Below are 18,630 nucleotides of genomic sequence, written 5' to 3'. Positions count from 1 at the left end.
AAGGACCTCCCCAAATGAACTATCTTGCTCAGCTGGCCAGCCGGTTGTTCGGCGCTGCGCTGGTCGCGCTTTCCATTTTCGTCTCCGTCGAAACCCTGTCCCGGAAACTGTTCAACTTCTCCTTCGAAGGGGCGGATGAACTGGGCGGATATGTGCTGGCGGTCGGTTCCAGCCTCGCCTTTGCCGTAGCGCTGGTGGACCGGGCCCATATCCGCATCGACGTGCTGCACGCGCGCTTTCCGGCCCGCCTGCAGGCCATCATGGACTGGATATCGGTCGTCTCGATCGCCGGTTTCGGCCTGTTCATCCTCTATGTCGGACGGATCGTGATCGACGACACGCTCAGCTACGGCAGCACTGCGCCGACACCCTGGGCCACTCCGCTCATCTATCCGCAGGCCGCTTGGTACGGGGCGCTGTGCCTGTTTGCGGTTTGCGCAATCTGGCTGGCCTGCAAGGCCACGGTAATGGTGGCGACCGGGCGTCTTGGCCAGGTGTCTGAGGCATTTCACCCCAAAGGCGCCATCGAGGAACTCGAGGAAGAAATGAGCGACCTCGAACGCCGCTGACGGCACCCCGCCGGTGCAAGACCGGCGGAACACCAACCGGGAAAGGAAGAAGTATGGGAATCGGATCGGTATTTGTGGGCTTTTTCAGCATGATGGGCCTGCTCCTCATGAGCTTCCCCATTGCCGTCATCATGGTGGTGCTGGGGGTGATCGGCGGCGTGCTGCTGTATGGCTGGCCGCTGCTGAACTCGATGGGGCCTGTGATCTGGGGGGTGCAGAATGAAAATATCCTGACAGCGGTGCCGCTGTTCATCCTGCTGGGTGAACTGCTGTTGCGCAGCGGCATTGCGGACCGGATGTACGGGACGCTTGCGCTGTGGCTGGGCAGGCTGCCCGGCGGGCTGCTGCATACCAACATTGGCTGCTGCTCGCTGTTTGCGGCCACCTCGGGGTCGTCAGTTGCCACCGCAGCAACCGTCGGAACGGTCGCGCTGCCTGCCTTGAAAAGCCGCGGCTACGGCGCCCGGCAGGCGCTTGGTTCGCTGGCGGCGGGCGGCACGCTGGGCATTCTGATCCCGCCCAGCGTCAACCTGCTGATCTACGGCTCGCTCGCCAATGAATCGATTGGCCGGCTGTTCATCGCGGGCATCGTGCCCGGGATCGCCCTGACGCTGCTGTTCATGGTCTACATCGCAGTGGAGTCGAAGGTCCTGCCCGGTGCAGAAGGCCAGTCGGAACAGAAGGTTCCGATGCCAGAACGCATCGCTGCGCTGGTGCACCTGGTGCCGCCGGCGGTGATCTTCGCCATCGTCATGGGATCGATCTATTTCGGCATCGCAACGCCGACTGAATCCGCGGCACTCGGCGTGGTGGCGGCGCTGGGGTTTGCCTGGCGCGAGGGCAAGCTGAGCGTCGAGTTCTTCGACAACTGCTTCCGCCAGACCGCCAAGACCACCGGCATGATCCTGCTGATCATCACCGCTGCCTTCATGCTGAACGTGACGCTGGCGCTGGGCGGGATTGCCCAGACGATGACCGAATGGGTGGCTTCCTTCGGGCTGTCGCCTGCGGGTCTGCTGATGGCGCTGATTGTCTTCTACCTGTTCCTGGGCATGTTCATGGATGTGCTGTCGATGCAGGTGCTGACGATCCCGGTGGCGCTGCCGATTGTGACTGCCGCGGGTATCGACCCGATCTGGTTCGGCATCTTCATCGTGCTGATGTGTGAACTGGGTATGATTACGCCGCCGGTCGGCATGAACCTCTACGTGGTTCAGGGCGTGCGAAAGGATGGCGGTCCGTTCCGTGATGTGGTGCAGGGCGCGATCCCCTATGCGCTGATCATGGTGCTGTTCACCCTGCTGCTGATCGCGGTGCCGGATCTGGTGCTGTGGCTGCCCGATTCGATGATGGGGAACTGAGCCATGGCTTATGACTTCTGGCGCCTTGGCGCAGGTGGTTTGGGTGATGCCTATGCACGGGAGGAGGCCTGCCCGGTACAGGTGGTCACAGAGCTGCGCGATAGAATCTCGCGGCTGAACCCCGGGATCAACGCCTATGCGGCGCTGGCTCCGGACCTGGAGGCGCAGGCGGAAGACAGTGCTTCCAGGCTGCGGCGGGGCCGGGCACGGTCGCCGCTGGAGGGCGTGCCTATTGCATTGAAGGACAATCTGGTGATGCGCGGGCTGCCCGCCGCCTGGGGCGGGGAGGTGTTCAGCGAGGTGCAGTGCCACGATGAACTGCCGGTGCAGCGGCTGCGGGAGGCCGGGGCAATCCTGACCGGCAAGACCACTTGCCCGGAATTTGCCGTGGAAGGGTATACCGCCAGCCGGAAATTTGGGGTCACGCGGAACCCGTGGAACCCGGAGCTGACCCCCGGCGGGTCCTCCGGCGGTGCCGTGGCCGCCGTGGCGTCGGGGCTGGCAGCCGCGGCGCTGGGAACCGACGGCGGCGGCTCGATCCGGCGGCCGGCCGGGCACACCGGGCTGTTCGGACTGAAACCCACCATCGGTGCCATCCCGCGCCACGGCGGGCTGCCGCAGATCCTGATGGATTTCGAGGTGGTTGGCCCGCTGGCGCGCTCGGTGCGGGACCTGCGGCTGATGTTCGGGGTGCTGGCCAGTGCTGACCCAGCGGACCCGGCCTCGCGCGGGCGCCGTCCTGCGGCTCCGGCCCAGCGCAGCCTGAAAGTGCTGTATTCCGAGCAGTTCGGGGACAATCCCTGCGATCCGGCGATCCGCCGGTCGGCTCGCGGGGCGGCGGACCTGCTGGCCTCGCTGGGGCATGAGGTGACGGCTGGTCCGCTGCCGTTTGATCTGGGGCCGCTCGACCGGTTCTGGGGCAGTTTTGCACAGATCGGGCTGGCGCATCTGGCCGCTACGGTTCCAGCCATGGCTGAGCGCGCCTCGCCGCAGTACCTGGAGATGGCCGCCAATGGCCGCGGTATTCCGGCGCGCGATCTGTTTGCGGCACTGGAAGAGGTGCGCAGGCTGCGCTCGGCCGTGTCGCAGGCGTTTGGCGAATGGGATGTGATCATGACGCCTGCGGCTGCGGCGCAGCCCTGGCCTGCAGGCGAAGCCTATCCGCCGCTGATAGACGGGCAGGCGGCAGGGCCGCGCGGTCATGCGGTCTACACCGGCTGGGTCAATGCAAGCGGCCATCCGGGGCTGGCGGTTCCGGTACAGTTGGATGCCGCCGGGCTGCCGGTTGGCATCCAGCTGGTTGGCGATCTGCACAGCGAAGATCTGCTGCTGTCGCTGGCTGAGGAAATGGAACAGGCAGGCAGCGGCTGGCACTGGCCGCGCTATGCGCTCGGCTGATTCCGGGCGCAGGGCCGCTGCCGCATCCTCCTGCGGCAGCGGCCATACTTGTCAGGGGAAGGCAGCTGACACTTCGCCCAGCCCTTTGATCCATCCCTTCACTGCAGTTCCGGAGCTGATGTAGGGCAGGCCGTTCAACGAGCCTGTGATGGCCACATGGCCCGGCTGCAGCCCGCCGCAATGGCTGCCGGCCATTTCTGCGAGCTTGCAGAAGTTTTCAAAGGCGTCGCCGCCGGGGACCGGCACCGTGCCGTCCAGCACGCGGGTATCGCCGAACTCTAGCGTGGCAGTGGCTTGGGTGAGGTCCAGATCGTGCCAGTCCGCCCTTTCCGGCCCCACCACCAGCCCGCCGTTCAGCTGATTGTCCGCCAGCCGCAGCATCGGCGATGCGGCGTCCGGATCCTCCAGCCGGGTCAGCACCACCTCGATCACCGGTACCAGCGAGACGCAGTCCCGCAGCCGCTGCCGGTAATCAGCCGTGCCGGGCTGCGGCAGCGGGCGGAGGATTTTGAAGCCGATTTCCAGCTCGATGCCGATCTGTTCGCCCTGCGGCGTGGGGAAGCTGTGCCCGGAGGGCTGGATGTCCGCCGCATAGATCGGTGCCATGATCACCGGCTGGCCCGGTTTGCACGCCACCTTGAAGGCTCCGGCCGGCCCGAAGCGCCGGGCCAGCGCTTCTTGCACCTGATAGGCCTGCCTGGCGCTGAGCGGCCCGCTGTGTTCTACGCTCAGGCCGGTCTTGGGGCCGCCTGCGCGGCTGCGGATCAAGGCGCTGGCCAGCGCCTCCGCCTTGTCTGTGAGAAGTCCGGTCATGTCTGCCTTTCTGTCTTGCGACGGCTGCTGTGGGGATTTGATTAGTGATAAGATTGCGGTCACTGCGTTGATAAGCTGGAACAAACAGCCTAATTGACCCGGCAGGACGCAGATGCGTAAATATCAACGTGCCCCGGTGCGGCCGGGGCCGGAACAGGGAAGACACGGTATGGACGGAAAGCCGGCGCCGAAAAAGCGCAGAGGATACAATGCCCAGGGCAAGCTGACCATCAGCCGCCTGTCCCTGCATGAGCAGGTTGTCAATCAGCTGCGCCAGATGATCGTTTCGGGAATTTTGCCCACCGGCGAGAAGATCCGCTTCAACGAGCTGGCGGAAGAGTTGCAGGTGTCGCTGACGCCCTTGCGGGAGGCGCTCAAGGTGCTGGCGGGCGAACAGCTGGTCGAGCTGATGCCAAACCGCGGCGCCAGGGTGGCGCCGATCACGGTCGAGGGCACCAAGGAACTGTTCGAGGTAATCGCGGGGATCGAGGCGCTCGCGGCGGAGCTGACCGCCACCCGTATCACCGATGAGCAGCTGGCCGGTCTGGAACAGCTGCACGAAACCATGCGCGGGCATCATGAACGCGGCGAGAAGGAGCCGTATTTCGAGCTGAACCGGGAAATCCACGACAAGATTGTTGAATTTGCCGGCAACGATATCCTGAAGGAAATGCGCGCGCAGCTGGCCCGCCGGGCCGAGCGGGCGCGGTTCATTTCCGTGGCCTCCGGACCGCACCGCATCGAAGCGATGCAGGACCACGACGATTTGATGCAGGCGCTGCGGGCGCGCGATGCCAAGGCGGCGCATAGGGTCTGGCGGCGGCATCTGCTGAGCTCCGGGGAAGAGACCTGCCGGATCCTGAAGGTCTGGGAGGCGGAACGCGAAGAAGCGCAGACCTGAGAGCCGGCCAGGGGCAGCCGGGCACCGCCGGACCGCGCCTGCCCCGCGGTAATGGCACGGCGGCCGGGCAATACAGCCGCCGTGCGGGCATGGACGGCCGGTGCTAAGCAGCTTGCGCATCGCGCGTTCCGGAAGCGGCTCCCGCTAGGTATTCCAGCGCCGCCTGCACACCACCTGACCGGTGCGGAACCCCAGCCAATTTCAGCCCCATTTCCACGCCGCTGAGCGTGCCGGCCAGCATCAGGTCGTTGAAATCGCCAAGATGGCCGATCCGGAATACCCGGTCTGCCAACCGCCCGAGCCCGTTGCCAAGCGACATGTTGAGCTGCTGATGCACGGCCTTGCGGAAGGCATCGGCGGAATGGCCGTCAGGCATCAGTACAGCCGTGAGCGCCCCAGAGTAATGCTCGGGCGTGCGGCACAGCACTTCCAGACCCCAGGCGCGCACCGCGCGGCGGGTGGCCTCGGCATGGCGCTGGTGGCGGGCAAAGACGGTGTTCAGCCCCTCGGCATGCAGCCGGTCTACGGCGGCTGCCAGCCCGTAAAGCAGGTTGGTGGCCGGCGTATAGGGGAAAAAGCCAGTGCTGTTGGCCTTCAGCATTTCCTCCCAGCTCCAGTATGAATGGCGCATCGAGCCCTTGGCCGCGGCCGCCTTGGCCTTGGTGCTGACTGCATTAAAGGACAGGCCCGGCGGCAGCATCAGCCCCTTTTGCGAGCCGCCGACCGTGACATCCACGCCCCATTCGTCATGCCGGTAGTCGATCGAGCCGAGCGAGGAGATCACGTCCACCATCAGCAGGGCCGGGTGCGCCGCACAATCCAGCGCCGCCCGCACCGCCTTGATGTCGGAGGTGCAGCCGGTCGAGGTTTCATTGTGCACCACGCAGACCGCCTTGATCGTGTGGCCCGTGTCGGCTTGCAGCGCCCCGGCAATGGCCGCCACGTCCGCGCCGGTGCGCCAATCGGTTTCGATCACCTGCGGCTCCAGCCCCAGCCGTTGCGCCAGCCTGAACCACAGCGACGCGAACTGGCCGGTTTCGCACATAAGCACCTTGTCGCCGGGAGATAGCGTGTTGGCCAGCGCCGCCTCCCAGGCGCCGGTGCCCGAGGCCGGGTAGATGATGACGTCACTGTCCGTTTTGAACACGGTCTTGAGGGCGGAGAGCGCCCGCAAGCCCAGCTCGCCGAATTCCGGGCTGCGGTGGTCCATGGTGGGCTGGTCCATTGCGCGCAGCACATCGTCGGGCACATTGGTAGGGCCGGGAATCTGCAGAAAATGCCTGCCTGGCTTGAACATGTTGAAGGCTCCCCGTTTGGAATTTTTTTCGTGTTTCAGCAGGTTGCCTGAAAAATGATAAAAAATCAAATAACGCATAAGGCGTTGAACTGGAGGCGAGAATTGCTTCCAAAAGAACGGTTTGATCGCAGGGCTGGACAGAATCACGAACGGCCGCCCTGCGGCAGCCGTTTGTTCAGGCATGGCCAGGCTGGTCAGACAAATTCGGACGGCTCGCGTGTCAGGTAGGCGCCATCGCCGGGGGCGCCGGTGACGGTGCCCTCCAGCGCCACCGTCTGGCCGCGCAGGATGGTGCGGACCGGCCAGCCGGTGATCTCCATCCCCTCGTAGGGGGTGTAATCGGCGCCGTGGTGCAAGTCCTGCTGGCGGATCGGAGCGGTTTTTTGCGGATCCCACAGCACGATGTCCGCATCCGCGCCGACCATGATCGAACCTTTGCGGGGATAGAGCCCGTAAGTGCGGGCCGGATTGGTCGCGGTCAGGGCGACAAAGCGCTCGGCGGTGATGCGTCCCTTGCTGACGCCTTCGGAGAACAGGATCGGCAGCCGCGTCTCGATGCCGGGAATGCCGTTGGGCACCCATTTGAAGGAAGTGCGGGCGTTGGGATTGTCCTTGCCGGTGTTGTCCGGCCCGTCAAAGCGGAACGGCGCGTGATCGGAGGAAAAGACGTCGAAAGTGCCGTCGCGCAACCCCTGCCAGACCGCCTCCTGGCTGCTGCGGTCGCGCGGCGGCGGCGAGCAGACGTATTTGGCGCCCTCGAAATCCATGTTGAGCCCCGCCAGGTCCTGCTTGGTCAGGGCGATGTACTGCGGGCAAGTCTCTGCCAGCACCTTGAGGCCGCGGCGGCGGGCCCACTGGATCTGCTCCATCGGGTCGGGGCCGGAGACATGCACGATCATGATCGGCGTATCGGTCAGCTGGGCGTGGCTGATCGCCCGGTGGGTGGCCTCGCGCTCGGCGATCTCGGAGTGGGCGATGGCGTGGTAATAGGGGGCAGTCTTACCCTGTTTTTCGAGCTTGCGGGTCATGTGCTTGATTGCATCGTGGCCCTCGGCATGGACCATCACCAGCGCCCGCTCGCGGCGTGCCACCTCGAACACCTCCAGCAGCTCGCTGTCGTCGAGCTTGAGGTCGTCATAGGTCATGAACACCTTAAAGGAGGTATAGCCATCGCGCACCAGCGCTGGCAGCTCCTGGCCCAGCACCTGCGGGGTGGGGTCGCTGACGATCAGGTGGAAGGAGACGTCGATGACGCAATTGCCCTCGGCCTTGGCATGGTAGTCCTGTATGCAGGCGCGCAGCGACTTGCCCTTTTCCTGCAGCGCAAACGGCAGCACCGTGGTGTTGCCTCCGGCCGCCGCGGCACGGGTGCCGCTGGCAAAGTCGTCGGCCATGACGGTGCCGTCGCTGGTGGGCTGGGACAGATGCACATGGGCGTCGACGCCGCCCGGCATCACCAGCAGGCCGCTGGCGTCGATTTCTTCGGCAGCGCCGGTGATGCGGCTGGCGATCTGCACGATACGGCCGCCGCGGACACCGATATCGGCGGCGTAGCGGTCGGCGGCGGTGATGATGGTGCCGCCGCGGATGGTAAGGTCGAATTCAGGCATGCCGGATGCGTTCCTTTTCTATTCGGGGGATTGGTCTCGGGCGGCGAGGATGCGGCAGACCTCCGCGCCGGAGTTCAGCAGGTGGATGCGCCAGGCGCGGCGGGCCTCGTCCGGGTCGCCTGCGCGAAAGGCAGCCATCACCCGTTCGTGCTCGGCCAGTGCCGCCTCGCGGCGGCTGCCGTCATTGACCGCGACAAAACGCACCCGCCGGGCCCGCAGCGACAGCTTGGCCCGGACATGGGCAAGGATCGGGTTGCCGGCGCATTCCACGATCAGGTCGTGCAGCTGGCTGTTGAGCGCAAAGTAGGCTTCGTTGTCGCGCTGGCAGAAGCATTGCAGCATTTCGGTGTGCAGCGCTTCCAGCCTGGCCAGATCCGCTGGGGTCATACGATGGGCGGCAAGCTCGGCAGCCTGGGATTCGATGCCCGCCATAACTTCGAACAGGGCGCGGGTATCGGCCACCGTGACCGCCGCCACCCGGGTCGGGCGGTTCGGCGTCAGCTCGATCAACTGCTCCTCGGCGAGGATCTTGAGCGCCTCGCGCATCGGGGTCAGCGACACCCCGAGCTGCCGGGCGAGCGCGGTGATCCGCAGCTTCTCGCCCGGCACCAGGCGGCCGGTTACGATCAGGCCGCGCAGCAGGTCCGCCACCTGTTCGTGCAGCGGCGCGCGGCTGACTGCGCTGCGGCTGCGCCGGGCTACTCCAGCCGTCTCAGTGAGCGGGGTCATGGGCAATACGGGCCGACAGCGCCGGGCTTAGCCCGGTGGAGGGCTTGGCGGCAGGGCGGCGGAAGCTGCCGGATTGCGCCTTGGCGGGACGCAGCCGGGCCAGAGTCTCGGCCTGGCCGATTGCCGCTTCGGCGCAGTCCACCAGCGGCACTGGTACTTGGTCGCGCACCTGCGCGGCAAGCCCGGCCAAGGGGGCACCAGCCAGCACGATCGTGTCCGCTTCGCCGCTGGCTGCCACCTGGTTGCACAGCTCGACCAGCAGGCCGGCCTTTTCCTCCTGCACGTCATTGATCGAGCGGAACGCGCCGGAGAGGGTATGCACCCCGGCGCAGCGCGCCTCCAGCCGGTGCCAGGCGACGCATTCGCGGTACCAGGGCTCCAGCGCGGCGGCAAAGGTGACGATGGCAAAGCGCCCGCCCAGCATGCAGGCGGTGAGCATGCCCGCCTCGGCCAGCCCCACCACCGGCAGGTCGAACAGCTCGCGCGCCGCCCCCAGCCCCGGGTCGCCAAAGGCAGCAACGATGGCGGCATCATAGTCCTGGTGGCGCTCCGAAAGGATCTCCAGCACCGAGACGCCGCCGATCAGAGACTCGGTCCGGGTCGAGATGTAGGGCACGCCTGCCGGCGCGGTCACACTGTCCAGCACCGTCTGCGGGGACATCACCGCGCGGGCCGCCTGTTCGAGCCGCGCGGTCACCCCTTCCGAGGTGTTGGGGTTGATCATCAGAATGCGCATCTGTTTTCCTTGCTCGTCCTTGGCTGGCCCTTGGCCGGGCCGGTCTGTGTGTTTTTGCGTGTCTTGACTGTTCATGGGATCAGTAGCCGAGGGTGCGCGGCAGCCAGGTGACGATGCCGGGGAAGGCCAGGCAAAGCGCCAGCACCACGTACTGCAGTGCGACGAAGGGCCAGACGCTGGCGATCAGCTTGGTCATCGGCACCCGGGTGACGCCGCTCATCACGAACAGCACCACACCGACCGGCGGGGTCATCATCCCGATGATCAGGTTGAACACGAAGAGGAAGCCGAACAGCAGCGGGTCGATGCCGAAGCTGAGGGCAACCGGAGCGAACAGCGGCACCAGCATGATGTAGGCGGCGTTGGATTCAATGAACATGCCGACGACGATCAGGATCACCATGACGATCAGAAGGAAGATCATCGGGCTGGAGGTCACGTTTTCCAGGAACCCGGCCAGCGCTGCGGGCACCATGTCGATCGTGAACAGGAAGGTGACGCCGGCGGCAAAGGCGATCAGCGCCCCGACCATGGCCGCGCCCACCGCGGCGTTGAACAGCGACGGCAGCAGGTCGGCGACGGTCAGCTTGCGGGTGACGAAAAAGCCGATCACCATCGCATAGGCCACGGCGATGCCCGCGCCTTCGGTGGCGGTGAAGACGCCGCCGACGATGCCGCCCACGACGACAATCGGCATCAGCAGCACCGGCAGCGCCCGCCAGGTCTCGCGCTGGGCATGGCCGATGCGGAAGCTTTCGCCGGTCAGCTGATAGCCCTTGCGCCAGCTGACCCAGGACCCCAGCGCCATGAAGCCGACGGTCAGCAGGATACCAGGCACGATGCCCGCCATGAACAGGCCGCCGACCGAGACGGTGGAGCCTGCCATCAGCGCGTAGACGATCATCGCATTCGACGGCGGGATGATGGCGCCGAGGTTTGCAGCCGAGGCCACAACCGCGCTGGAGAAGCCGTCGTCGTAGTTCTGCCGCAGGGCGGGCACCAGCGTCGACCCCAGCGCCGAGGCCGAGGCCACGGCCGCGCCGGAAACTGCCGCCAGCATCATGCCGGCCACGATCGCCACATGCGCCATGCCGCCATGCAGCTTGCCGACGATGGAATTGGAGAAATCGACCAGCCGCTGCATGATGCCGGCGCGCACCATCAGCTCGCCCGCCAGCATGAACAGCGGGATCGCCATCAGCGGGAAGGAATTGACCGAGTGCATCATGCGCTGCGGCAGCACTGACAACTCGATGCCGCCCGCCAGGAGCCCGCCCAGCGAGGCAAAGCCGAGCGCAAAGGCCAACGGCATGCCCAGAAGGGCCAGCCCGAAGAAGATGAGGATAACGGTGAGGGTCATTGCGTGGCCTCCCCGGACCAGGTGCCGCGGCCGCCCCAGGCCAGCAGAAGAAGATGCAGAACTGAATGAACCGCGGCAATCAGCACCGCGATGTAGTAGACGGCATTGGTAAGCGGCAGGGTCGGCATCATCTCCGGCCAGGTGTAGAGGGTGACATCAACGCAGACGCGTAAGATCACCACCATCAGCACCGCACCCAGAACCGCCGACAGCCGGAACAGCGCCTCCTGCGCACGCTCTGAGAAACGCACCACCAGCGCGTCGATGCCGACGTGGACGCCGTGACGGATGCCGTGCGGAATGGCCAGGAACATGGCCCAGACAAAGGCCAGCCTGGCGACTTCCTCAGACCAGTCGATGGCGCTGGAGAAGGCATAGCGGAACACCACCTGGATGATCACCAGCCCTGTCATCACGGCCATCGCGGTGATGACGGCGCCCTTGGACAGGGCATCGATGTGGCTGACGGCCGTCTTGCATCGGCCGAAAAGGGGGCCCGCCTGTGCGGGCCCCTGCTGTACCTGGGCAGACATCAGCCGTTCACTTCTTCAAGCACGGCGTCGATGATGGCCGGGTCAATGCGGGACTTCAGATCCTCGATCACCGGCGCGGTGAGGCTGCGCAATTCGCCACGGACGTCTTCCGGGATAGGGGTGAAGGTCATACCGGCCTCCACCAGCTTCTCGCGTGCTGCCGTATCCTCGGCTGCGGCCTGAGCGCGCTGCCAGGCGACGGCATCCGCCGCGGCTTCGCGCAGGGCTGCCTGCTGTTCTTCGCTCAGACGCTCGAACTTCCGCTTGTTTACCACCAGAGCGATATAGTCAAAGAAGTGGTTGCTGTCCGACAGGTAGGTCTGCACCTCTTCGAACTGGCGGCTCTTGATGATCGAATAGGGGTTTTCCTGGCCGTCCAGCACGCCTTGCTGCAGAGCCGAGTAGACCTCAGAGATGCCCATCGACACCGGGCTGGCGCCGATGGCGCGGAAGGTGGCGAGATGGGTTTCGTTCGGTTGCAGACGGATCTTGAGGCCGCCGAAATCCTTGACGGATTCGATCGGACGGGTGCTGTTGGTCACATTGCGCGACCCCAGCTCCATCCAGCCAAGCGCGACGAAGCCCTGATCCGCCAGCTCTTCGGCCAGCAGCTCGCCGACCTTGCCGTCGATCACCCGGAAGGCTGTTTCACGGTCCGGATAGGCAAACGGCAGCGAGACCGCCTCCAGCTCGGGTACGGTGCGGGAGAGGTAGGCTGTGCCAATCCAGGTGCCGAAGATCACGCCAGTGCGGACCTGGTCTACGTTTTCCTTGGCGCCACCCAGCTGCATGGCCGGGAAGCTGGCGATTTCCAGGTCGCCGCCGGTGGCTCCGGAGACGGCATCGGCGAAACGCTCTATGGCTTTGGAGCTGGAATGTTCAGCCGGGAAATTGCCGCCGATGCGCAGGGTTTCCGCCAGCAGCGGTGTTGCCGTCGCGCAGGCTGTGATGATGGCTGCAATGCAAGTGTTCTTGAGGTTCATGGCTTTGGGCTCCTCCCTCGATCCCCGTGAAGTCATGTGATGGGAGGAGTATTCGGGAGGCTCTCCCGAATCTCAAGATTATTTTTTGTTTTTTATTATAAAGCTTGTAACCATATGAAAATAAATAGTAAAACAGGAGAAGTTAATCCCTAAAACATTTTGACTGAGGTTGGAGCAGCCTGAAACCCGGCCCTCGGCGGGTGTTCGGCCATGCCGTATTGTTCGATCGCCTCACGCGCAAAGCGCACGATAGACTTCCTGTGCTTCTTGAACTCCGTTGTCGCGGGGGCACCGGCAAACAGCGGATGGATTTCGTCCAGATCATCATCAAGCATGGCGGACTCTGACCAAGACAGGCGAGGACAGCTGGGAAGGCACCGCAGACGGCGTGCAGGGGATCGCCCGGGGAAGAGCGCGGCGACACCTGAAACCGGGCCCATACCATCGACCTGCCGGTGCCGCAGGGCGGCACCATGCGGGTGTCCTTTGATGACTGGATGTGGCTGCTAGAGGGGCAGAGCCTGTTGAATAAGGCCTATACGAGCCGCTTTGGCGTGACGCTGGGGGAGATCACGATCTATTCGAGAAGAAGTAGCGGGCTCAGCTGCCCAGGCTGTCCTGTGCGCTGTCTTTGCGGGTGGCTGTGGGGTGGTCGTGCGACGGGTCGCAGCCCGGCACCGGATCATAGCCGTCGCCGCCCAAGGGATGGCAGCGGCCGATGCGCCGCGCAGTCAGCCAAGCGCCCTTGATGGCGCCGTGTTTCTCCAGTGCTTCCAGTGCGTAGGCGGAGCAGGTGGGCTGGTAGCGGCAGTTGAAGCCGACCCAGGGGCTGAACAGCAGCCGGTAGGCGCACACAGGCAGGGCGAAGAGATGGGCCAGCGGGGTCATGCGGGATAGATAGGAGCAGGGCGGCCGGGTGGCAATAATACCGAAGGCCCGGTGCGGTTAATGGCCGTGGATTTTCTTCAGCGCATAGATCAGGTCGCGCTTCAGCTCTTCGAAGGGGCGCTGGGCGGTCTCCACGGCGCGGCCGATCAGCACGTAATCCCAGCCGGGACGGCCGTGCGCGGGCAGAATCATCCGCGCGGCCTCGCGCAACCTGCGCTTGGCGCGGTTGCGGGCGACTGCGTTGCCGACTTTCTTGGAACAGGTGAAGCCCACCCGGATGCCGCCATCATCCTGGCGCTTGCGGCCCTGAACCATCATCCCCTTGGTGCCCTGCTTGCGGGCAGGGGGGCGGGCGCAGGCGAGGAAATCACGGCGCTTGGCCATGACCTCAAGCTTGGGCGCATCCGGTGCGCAAACGGACACCGCCGGAGGCGTGTCCCCGCGGGCAGCTTTGCCGTCCTTGGGGGCCTCCGGCGGTGTCATCTCCGTCAGAACGGGAACTGAGCTTATGCGCTCAGTTCTTTGCGGCCGCGGGCGCGGCGTGCGTTCAGGATCTTGCGGCCTGCTTTGGTGGCCATGCGCGCACGGAAGCCGTGGCGGCGTTTGCGAACCAGGTTCGAAGGCTGATAGGTGCGTTTCATCGCTCCGGTCTCCACATTTATGTCTACGGGTACGGCGCGGAATCGCCCGCCCGGGGTCTATCTCGAAGCCCGGTCTTTAGGAGGGAATGACGGCCAAGTCAAACCCCGCAGGCCGCCTTTTCCGGGCAATATGCAACATTTCTGCCAAAAACTGCCCCGGAACGGCCGGTCCGGACAGCGCGGCTGTAACATGGGGCCGCTGATTCTGCCACAAAGCTCACGGAATCCGGGCCTGTGTTCAAGCACCTGTGAGGCAGGGCTGCTTGCCCTCGCGCCGGCGCCATTTAACACGTAGCAACAAGCTCTGCAGCAACCACGGACCGATGAGCGACATGACCGAGACCCCGAGTACCGACCCGCAAGCTGGATCAAAGCCCGGCCTGGCCCGCCATCTGCCGCTGATCGCGGTGGTGGCTGTGGCGCTGATCGGGGCGGTGACGCTGAAGGATTACCTGACCTTCGACACGCTGCGCGACAACCGGGAGGCGCTGATGGCGTTCCGGGATCAGAATTACCTGGGCCTGGTGGCGCTGTTCATGGGGATTTACATCGTGATTGTGGTGTTTTCGCTGCCCGGGGCGGCGGTGGCCTCCGTTACCGGCGGCTTCCTGTTCGGGTTGGCAGCGGGCACCGCGTTCAATGTGGTCGCAGCCACCATCGGAGCGGCGGGCATTTTTCTGGCCGCGCGCATGGGGCTGGGAGCGGTTCTGACGGCCAGGATCGAGGCCGCAGAGGGCCGGGTACAGATGCTGAAACAGGCGCTGCGGGAGAATGAGATCGAGGTTCTGCTGCTTTTGCGGCTGGTGCCGGCGGTGCCGTTCTTTGTCGCCAACCTGCTGCCTGCGCTGGTGGGGGTGAAATTCGGCAACTTCCTGTGGACCACCGCGGTGGGCATCATCCCCGGCGCCATCGTCTTTACCTGGATCGGGGTCGGGGTCGGGTCGGTGTTCGACCGCGGCGGCGATCCGGACCTCAGCCTGCTGTGGGAGCCGCATGTGATCGGGCCGATCCTTGGCCTGTGCGTGCTGGCCGCAATGCCGATCCTGGTCAAGGCTGTCCGCGGCAACATCCGCGGCCGCAGGAACAAGGACGCCTGAACATGACCCGTATCGACTGCGATTTGCTGGTTATCGGTGCCGGATCGGGGGGCTTGTCGGTGGCGGCAGGCGCCAGCCAGATGGGCGCCGATGTGGTTCTGCTGGAAGGCCACAAGATGGGCGGGGACTGCCTGAACTACGGCTGTGTGCCCTCCAAGGCGCTGCTGGCCAGTGCCAAGGCCGCCTACGGCCAGGCGCATACCGCGGATTTCGGGGTGGCGGATCAGCGCCCGCAGCCGGATTACGCCGCTGCCAAGGATCACGTGCATCAGGTGATCGGCACCATCGCGCCGGTGGACAGCCAGGAGCGCTTTGAGGGCCTGGGCGTGCGGGTGATCCGCGAGTTCGGCCATTTCGTCTCCCCTTCGGAGGTGGAGGCAGGGCCGTACCGCATCACCGCGCGCCGGATCGTGATCGCCACCGGGTCGGCGCCGCTGGTGCCGCCCATCCCGGCGCTGGACAAGGTGCCTTATGAGACCAACGAGACGCTGTTCGATCTGCGCGAGAAGCCGGAGCATCTGCTGATCATTGGCGGCGGGCCGATCGGCATGGAGATGGCGCAGGCGCATATCCGGCTGGGCAGCAAGGTGACCGTGATCGAAGGCTACAAGGCGCTGGGCAAGGATGACCCGGACGCCGCAGCGCTGGTGCTGGAGACCTTGCGCGCAGAGGGCGTGGAGATCGCGGAGGGCGCCATGGTCTCCCGCGTCTCCGGCCAGGCGGGGGCAATCGAGGTCGAGACCAAGGACGGCAGCCGGTTCAAGGGCACGCATCTGCTGATGGCGGTGGGGCGCAAGGCCAACACCGAGTTGCTGAACCTGGAGGCCGCAGGGATCGAGACACAGGGCAACGGCATCAAGGTGGACGAGAGCCTGCTGACCACCAACAAGAAGGTTTATGCCATCGGCGACGTGGCCGGGGGAATGCAGTTCACCCATGTGGCGGGCTACCACGCCAGCGTCATCATCCGCTCCGCGCTGTTCGGGCTGCCGTCGAAGGTCAAGACCAGCCATATCCCCTGGGCGACCTATACCGACCCCGAGCTGGCGCAGGTCGGGCTGACCGAGGCGCAGGCGCGCGACCGCTACGGGGTGAAGCTGGAGGTGGTGCGCTTTGACTATGAGCATAACGACCGCGCCATCGCCGAACGCAAGACCAAGGGCTTTATCAAGGTGATGGTTTCCGGCGGGCGTCCCGTCGGCGCCACCATCGCGGGCCATCAGGCCGGAGAGCTCATCAGCCTGTGGTCCATGGCACTGGCCAACCGCCTGAAAATGAGCCAGATTACAGCCATGGTTGCGCCTTATCCCTCCTTCGGCGAGATTAACAAACGGGCGGCGGGAGCGTATTTTTCCCCGCGGCTTTTTGAAAGCAGTTGGGTAAAACGCGCGGTGCGCCTGGTTCAGCGCTGGTTTCCATGAGGTAAGGGCGGGGGGATGCTCAACACGCTTTCGGGCAGATTTCTGATCCTGACCACGGTCTTCGTGATGCTGGCCGAGGTGCTGATCTTTGTCCCCTCGATCGCCCGGTTCCGCCTGGATTACCTGTCGGACCGGCTGGAGCGCGCGCAGATCGCCTCGCTGGCGCTGCTGGCGGACGACATGCTGGAAACCGAGCTGGAAGCGGAGCTCTTGGAGAACGCGGGCGTCTACAACGTGGTGCTGCGCCGGGACGAGATCCGCCAGCTGATGCTGGCCTCGCCGATCCCGCAGCAGATCACCGGCACCTATGATTTGCGCATGGCGGGCGCGATGACGCTTATCAAGGACGCAATGATACGGCTGGCCCGGCCGGAGAATGAAATCATCCGGGTGATCGGCGCGCCGGTGCGGGACGCGGGCCTGCTGATCGAGGTCACCATGGAGACCGCGCCCCTGCGCCAGGCGATGCTGGACTACGGGGTGCGGATCCTGATCCTGTCGGCGGTGATCTCCGTTTTCACCGCGCTGTTGCTGTTTGTTGCGGTGCGGATCGTGCTGGTGAAGCCGATCAAGAGCGTGGTCGGCCATATGCAGCGCTATGCGGCGGCACCCGAGGATGCGCGCGGCATCATCCATCCCAGCTCCGGCGTGGTGGAGCTGCGCGAGGCGGAAGAGGCGCTGATGCAGCTGCAGACCGAGCTGACCCATGCGCTGAAGCAGCGCGAGCGTCTGGCGCAACTGGGCGGCGCGGTGGCCAAGGTGAGCCATGATCTGCGCAACATCCTGACTTCGGCGCAGCTGTTCACCGACCGGATCGAGCGCAGTGAGGACCCGCTGGTGCGCCGCCTGGCGCCGAAGCTCGTGAACTCGATCACCCGCGCGGTCTCGCTGTGCGAGGGCACGCTGGCGTTCGGCCGGGCGGAGGAGCCGTCTCCCACCTTTGCGGTCGTCTGCCTGCATGAGATCGTCGGCGACATTGCCGAGAGCGAGCTCTTGGCAGCCGACAGTGCCAAGGTCGGGATCATCAACTCCGTGCCCGCCCCGATGATGCTGCGCGCCGATCCGGAGCAGCTGTTCCGCATCATCATGAACCTGGTGCGCAACGCCCGGCAGGCGATTGCCGCAACCGGGCAGGCGGGCACGATATCGGTGGCCGCCCGAGAGACCGAAGGCGCCTGGTACATCACGGTGGCGGATACCGGTCCCGGCCTGCCGAAAAAGGCGCAGGACAATCTGTTCACGCCGTTTCAGGGCGGCACCCGCAAGGGCGGTACCGGGCTGGGGCTGGCCATCGCCGGCGAGCTGACCCGCGGCCACGGCGGCACGGTGACGCTCAAGGAAACCGGCCCCGGCGGCACGGTCTTCGAGATCTGCCTGCCCAAGGGCGACGGCACCCTCTGAGCCGCTGCCAGGGGCAGGTGGAATTATGGCAGGCGGATGAAACTATTTTTGTTTTTGGGGTTGCGACTCCCCGGTGCTATGATTAAATCCCGCCGCAGTGGACCGATAGCTCAGCTGGATAGAGTACTTGACTACGAATCAAGGGGTCGGGGGTTCGAATCCTCCTCGGTCCGCCACTTCCCTTCTGTCGAATGCCAAGCAAAACTGACCTTTCTGTCAGATTGCTGACCCATTTCCCGTTTTCGACTCGCGCGGCCTGTTTCGTTTGATCTGACTTCCTTTGGGAAAATCAGGGCTGATTTGCAGGTTCAGTCGGCGCAGCCGCCTGTTCCTGCTGATCTGCCACGTGGCGAACGCGGGAGGGGGCGAGGCAACGCTATTCGACAGGGTTGGTGCGGCCCGCAGGCGCAGCCGAGGACACGGCCCTGTCTAATAGGATTGCCCGAGGGGGAGGGCGGCGCCCTCACCCTGACCGCTAGGGGCGTTTGGCTTGTCCAAATCCCGCTGGCCAACAAAAAAAGGCGGCAGGTTCACCCTGCCACCATTTCAGCCGTTCTTCAGAAATGCAGCGAAAGCTACCGAAGAGCCCAATGTTTCGAATGCTGCGCCAGGCACGAGCGGCAGAGCAGAGCATAAAGCGTCATTTGAAACCCATCCCATTCGCCAGATCCGGCTTTGACTTTGGCAGCGCCGCCGCGATGAAAAGCTGCCGTTTGTCGTAGGAGCAGCATGAACTTGGTATCGTATGCCCAGAGAGCGTGCGTAGTGAGCAGTCGCCGTTCTCAATTCAGCACTTTGGATGCGCGCAATCAAAAATTGAGCCGCCCCACTTGAGTGGTCCAAGTTGAAAGTTAGTGCATGGCTGGCCTTTGGTCTATCGGGATGATGGCCT

General features: G+C 64.9%; 18 protein-coding genes, 1 tRNA gene and 2 pseudogenes. 9 read left to right on the top strand and 12 right to left on the bottom strand.

The genetic code is table 11. The features are described from left to right. Nucleotides 1-14 precede the first annotated feature (14 nt). Genes ACFMBG_RS18530 through ACFMBG_RS18520 form a run of 3 tightly spaced genes read left to right on the top strand, consistent with a single transcriptional unit; the run spans nucleotide 15 to nucleotide 3,328 of the window. Nucleotides 15-569 carry a TRAP transporter small permease subunit gene (locus ACFMBG_RS18530; protein ID WP_421056172.1) on the top strand — a complete coding sequence of 185 codons (555 nt, stop codon included), beginning with the start codon at nucleotides 15-17 and terminating at the stop codon, nucleotides 567-569. A 53-nt stretch (nucleotides 570-622) separates the two neighbouring features. Then, on the top strand, nucleotides 623-1,930 hold the full coding sequence (locus tag ACFMBG_RS18525; RefSeq protein WP_421056171.1) for a TRAP transporter large permease: 1,308 nt from the start codon (nucleotides 623-625) through the stop codon (nucleotides 1,928-1,930). A gap of 3 nt (nucleotides 1,931-1,933) precedes the next feature. Then, complete coding sequence (locus ACFMBG_RS18520) at nucleotides 1,934-3,328, top strand: amidase (RefSeq protein ID WP_421056170.1); 1,395 nt, start codon at nucleotides 1,934-1,936, stop codon at nucleotides 3,326-3,328. A gap of 51 nt (nucleotides 3,329-3,379) precedes the next feature. Here the strand turns inward: ACFMBG_RS18520 and ACFMBG_RS18515 are convergent, their stop codons facing one another. After that, a complete protein-coding gene (locus ACFMBG_RS18515; protein ID WP_421056169.1) occupies nucleotides 3,380-4,141 on the bottom strand; it encodes a 2-keto-4-pentenoate hydratase in 762 nt (253 codons plus the stop codon). 169 nt (nucleotides 4,142-4,310) lie between these two features. Here ACFMBG_RS18515 and ACFMBG_RS18510 point away from each other — a divergent pair, with 169 nt between their 5' ends. Continuing rightward, the gene (locus ACFMBG_RS18510; protein ID WP_421056168.1) at nucleotides 4,311-5,042 is read left to right on the top strand and encodes a GntR family transcriptional regulator; all 732 of its coding nucleotides are present in this window, start codon (nucleotides 4,311-4,313) and stop codon (nucleotides 5,040-5,042) included. A gap of 103 nt (nucleotides 5,043-5,145) precedes the next feature. On the opposite strand, the gene ACFMBG_RS18505 is transcribed toward ACFMBG_RS18510, so the two are convergent. The 8 genes and pseudogenes from ACFMBG_RS18505 to ACFMBG_RS18470 form a co-directional block, all read right to left on the bottom strand. Then, the gene (locus ACFMBG_RS18505) at nucleotides 5,146-6,339 is read right to left on the bottom strand and encodes a pyridoxal-phosphate-dependent aminotransferase family protein (protein WP_421056167.1); all 1,194 of its coding nucleotides are present in this window, start codon (nucleotides 6,337-6,339) and stop codon (nucleotides 5,146-5,148) included. A gap of 194 nt (nucleotides 6,340-6,533) precedes the next feature. Then, nucleotides 6,534-7,949, bottom strand: coding sequence for a dihydropyrimidinase (gene hydA / locus ACFMBG_RS18500; protein ID WP_421056166.1), 1,416 nt, complete (start codon nucleotides 7,947-7,949; stop codon nucleotides 6,534-6,536). A gap of 18 nt (nucleotides 7,950-7,967) precedes the next feature. Beyond that, a complete protein-coding gene (locus ACFMBG_RS18495; RefSeq protein ID WP_421056165.1) occupies nucleotides 7,968-8,678 on the bottom strand; it encodes a GntR family transcriptional regulator in 711 nt (236 codons plus the stop codon). After that, nucleotides 8,662-9,414 (bottom strand): aspartate/glutamate racemase family protein, encoded by a 753-nt coding sequence (locus ACFMBG_RS18490; RefSeq protein WP_421056164.1) that lies wholly within the window; start codon nucleotides 9,412-9,414, stop codon nucleotides 8,662-8,664. Before ACFMBG_RS18490 ends, ACFMBG_RS18495 begins: the two co-directional genes overlap by 17 nt. 79 nt (nucleotides 9,415-9,493) lie before the next feature. After that, entirely contained in the window at nucleotides 9,494-10,774 is a 1,281-nt protein-coding gene (locus ACFMBG_RS18485; protein WP_421056163.1) for a TRAP transporter large permease, read from the bottom strand. Then, the gene (locus ACFMBG_RS18480; protein WP_421056162.1) at nucleotides 10,771-11,307 is read right to left on the bottom strand and encodes a TRAP transporter small permease; all 537 of its coding nucleotides are present in this window, start codon (nucleotides 11,305-11,307) and stop codon (nucleotides 10,771-10,773) included. Before ACFMBG_RS18480 ends, ACFMBG_RS18485 begins: the two co-directional genes overlap by 4 nt. Further along, nucleotides 11,307-12,290 carry a TRAP transporter substrate-binding protein gene (locus ACFMBG_RS18475; RefSeq protein ID WP_421056161.1) on the bottom strand — a complete coding sequence of 328 codons (984 nt, stop codon included), beginning with the start codon at nucleotides 12,288-12,290 and terminating at the stop codon, nucleotides 11,307-11,309. The genes ACFMBG_RS18480 and ACFMBG_RS18475 overlap by 1 nt, the downstream gene beginning before the upstream one ends. 203 nt (nucleotides 12,291-12,493) lie before the next feature. Next, nucleotides 12,494-12,625: pseudogene (locus ACFMBG_RS18470) on the bottom strand (tRNA 2-thiocytidine(32) synthetase TtcA); the annotation flags it as partial. Nucleotides 12,626-12,630: 5 nt separating this feature from the next. Between ACFMBG_RS18470 and ACFMBG_RS18465 the strand changes: the two are divergent. Further along, a pseudogene (locus tag ACFMBG_RS18465) lies at nucleotides 12,631-12,871 on the top strand (DUF3833 family protein); the annotation flags it as partial. Between the two features lie 19 nt (nucleotides 12,872-12,890). Here the strand turns inward: ACFMBG_RS18465 and yidD are convergent. The 3 genes from yidD to rpmH are packed head-to-tail and all read right to left on the bottom strand — an operon-like array spanning nucleotide 12,891 to nucleotide 13,819. Beyond that, entirely contained in the window at nucleotides 12,891-13,178 is a 288-nt protein-coding gene (gene yidD / locus ACFMBG_RS18460) for a membrane protein insertion efficiency factor YidD (protein WP_421056160.1), read from the bottom strand. A 57-nt stretch (nucleotides 13,179-13,235) separates the two neighbouring features. Further along, entirely contained in the window at nucleotides 13,236-13,661 is a 426-nt protein-coding gene (rnpA, locus tag ACFMBG_RS18455; RefSeq protein ID WP_421056159.1) for a ribonuclease P protein component, read from the bottom strand. A 23-nt stretch (nucleotides 13,662-13,684) separates the two neighbouring features. Further along, the gene (rpmH, locus tag ACFMBG_RS18450) at nucleotides 13,685-13,819 is read right to left on the bottom strand and encodes a 50S ribosomal protein L34 (protein ID WP_008554144.1); all 135 of its coding nucleotides are present in this window, start codon (nucleotides 13,817-13,819) and stop codon (nucleotides 13,685-13,687) included. A 323-nt stretch (nucleotides 13,820-14,142) separates the two neighbouring features. Here rpmH and ACFMBG_RS18445 point away from each other — a divergent pair, with 323 nt between their 5' ends. The 4 genes from ACFMBG_RS18445 (at nucleotide 14,143) to ACFMBG_RS18430 (ending at nucleotide 17,914) form a co-directional block, all read left to right on the top strand. Beyond that, a complete protein-coding gene (locus ACFMBG_RS18445) occupies nucleotides 14,143-14,916 on the top strand; it encodes a TVP38/TMEM64 family protein (protein WP_421056158.1) in 774 nt (257 codons plus the stop codon). A 2-nt stretch (nucleotides 14,917-14,918) separates the two neighbouring features. Next, the gene (locus ACFMBG_RS18440) at nucleotides 14,919-16,337 is read left to right on the top strand and encodes a dihydrolipoyl dehydrogenase family protein (protein WP_421056157.1); all 1,419 of its coding nucleotides are present in this window, start codon (nucleotides 14,919-14,921) and stop codon (nucleotides 16,335-16,337) included. 15 nt (nucleotides 16,338-16,352) lie between these two features. After that, nucleotides 16,353-17,738, top strand: a complete 1,386-nt coding sequence (locus tag ACFMBG_RS18435) for a sensor histidine kinase (protein ID WP_421056156.1) — start codon at nucleotides 16,353-16,355, stop codon at nucleotides 17,736-17,738. A gap of 99 nt (nucleotides 17,739-17,837) precedes the next feature. Continuing rightward, nucleotides 17,838-17,914: transfer RNA gene (locus ACFMBG_RS18430), tRNA-Arg, on the top strand. The last annotated feature ends 716 nt before the right edge of the window (nucleotides 17,915-18,630 follow it).

This window comes from Leisingera coralii (genome assembly GCF_049056525.1).
In the GTDB taxonomy this organism is placed as follows: Bacteria; Pseudomonadota; Alphaproteobacteria; order Rhodobacterales; family Rhodobacteraceae; genus Leisingera; species Leisingera coralii.
Note: the sequence above shows the minus strand (reverse complement) of the source record. Positions and strands in the feature narration are given on the sequence as shown.

Bases quoted from the DNA above. Each gene is read 5' to 3' on its own strand.
- ACFMBG_RS18530 (WP_421056172.1), top strand. From the start codon at position 15: ATGAACTATCTTGCTCAGCTGGCCAGCCGGTTGTTCGGCGCTGCGCTG.
- ACFMBG_RS18525 (WP_421056171.1), top strand. From the start codon at position 623: ATGGGAATCGGATCGGTATTTGTGGGCTTTTTCAGCATGATGGGCCTG.
- ACFMBG_RS18520 (WP_421056170.1), top strand. From the start codon at position 1,934: ATGGCTTATGACTTCTGGCGCCTTGGCGCAGGTGGTTTGGGTGATGCC.
- ACFMBG_RS18515 (WP_421056169.1), bottom strand. From the start codon at position 4,141: ATGACCGGACTTCTCACAGACAAGGCGGAGGCGCTGGCCAGCGCCTTG.
- ACFMBG_RS18510 (WP_421056168.1), top strand. From the start codon at position 4,311: ATGGACGGAAAGCCGGCGCCGAAAAAGCGCAGAGGATACAATGCCCAG.
- ACFMBG_RS18505 (WP_421056167.1), bottom strand. From the start codon at position 6,339: ATGTTCAAGCCAGGCAGGCATTTTCTGCAGATTCCCGGCCCTACCAAT.
- hydA (WP_421056166.1), bottom strand. From the start codon at position 7,949: ATGCCTGAATTCGACCTTACCATCCGCGGCGGCACCATCATCACCGCC.
- ACFMBG_RS18495 (WP_421056165.1), bottom strand. From the start codon at position 8,678: ATGACCCCGCTCACTGAGACGGCTGGAGTAGCCCGGCGCAGCCGCAGC.
- ACFMBG_RS18490 (WP_421056164.1), bottom strand. From the start codon at position 9,414: ATGCGCATTCTGATGATCAACCCCAACACCTCGGAAGGGGTGACCGCG.
- ACFMBG_RS18485 (WP_421056163.1), bottom strand. From the start codon at position 10,774: ATGACCCTCACCGTTATCCTCATCTTCTTCGGGCTGGCCCTTCTGGGC.
- ACFMBG_RS18480 (WP_421056162.1), bottom strand. From the start codon at position 11,307: ATGTCTGCCCAGGTACAGCAGGGGCCCGCACAGGCGGGCCCCCTTTTC.
- ACFMBG_RS18475 (WP_421056161.1), bottom strand. From the start codon at position 12,290: ATGAACCTCAAGAACACTTGCATTGCAGCCATCATCACAGCCTGCGCG.
- yidD (WP_421056160.1), bottom strand. From the start codon at position 13,178: ATGACCCCGCTGGCCCATCTCTTCGCCCTGCCTGTGTGCGCCTACCGG.
- rnpA (WP_421056159.1), bottom strand. From the start codon at position 13,661: ATGACACCGCCGGAGGCCCCCAAGGACGGCAAAGCTGCCCGCGGGGAC.
- rpmH (WP_008554144.1), bottom strand. From the start codon at position 13,819: ATGAAACGCACCTATCAGCCTTCGAACCTGGTTCGCAAACGCCGCCAC.
- ACFMBG_RS18445 (WP_421056158.1), top strand. From the start codon at position 14,143: ATGAGCGACATGACCGAGACCCCGAGTACCGACCCGCAAGCTGGATCA.
- ACFMBG_RS18440 (WP_421056157.1), top strand. From the start codon at position 14,919: ATGACCCGTATCGACTGCGATTTGCTGGTTATCGGTGCCGGATCGGGG.
- ACFMBG_RS18435 (WP_421056156.1), top strand. From the start codon at position 16,353: ATGCTCAACACGCTTTCGGGCAGATTTCTGATCCTGACCACGGTCTTC.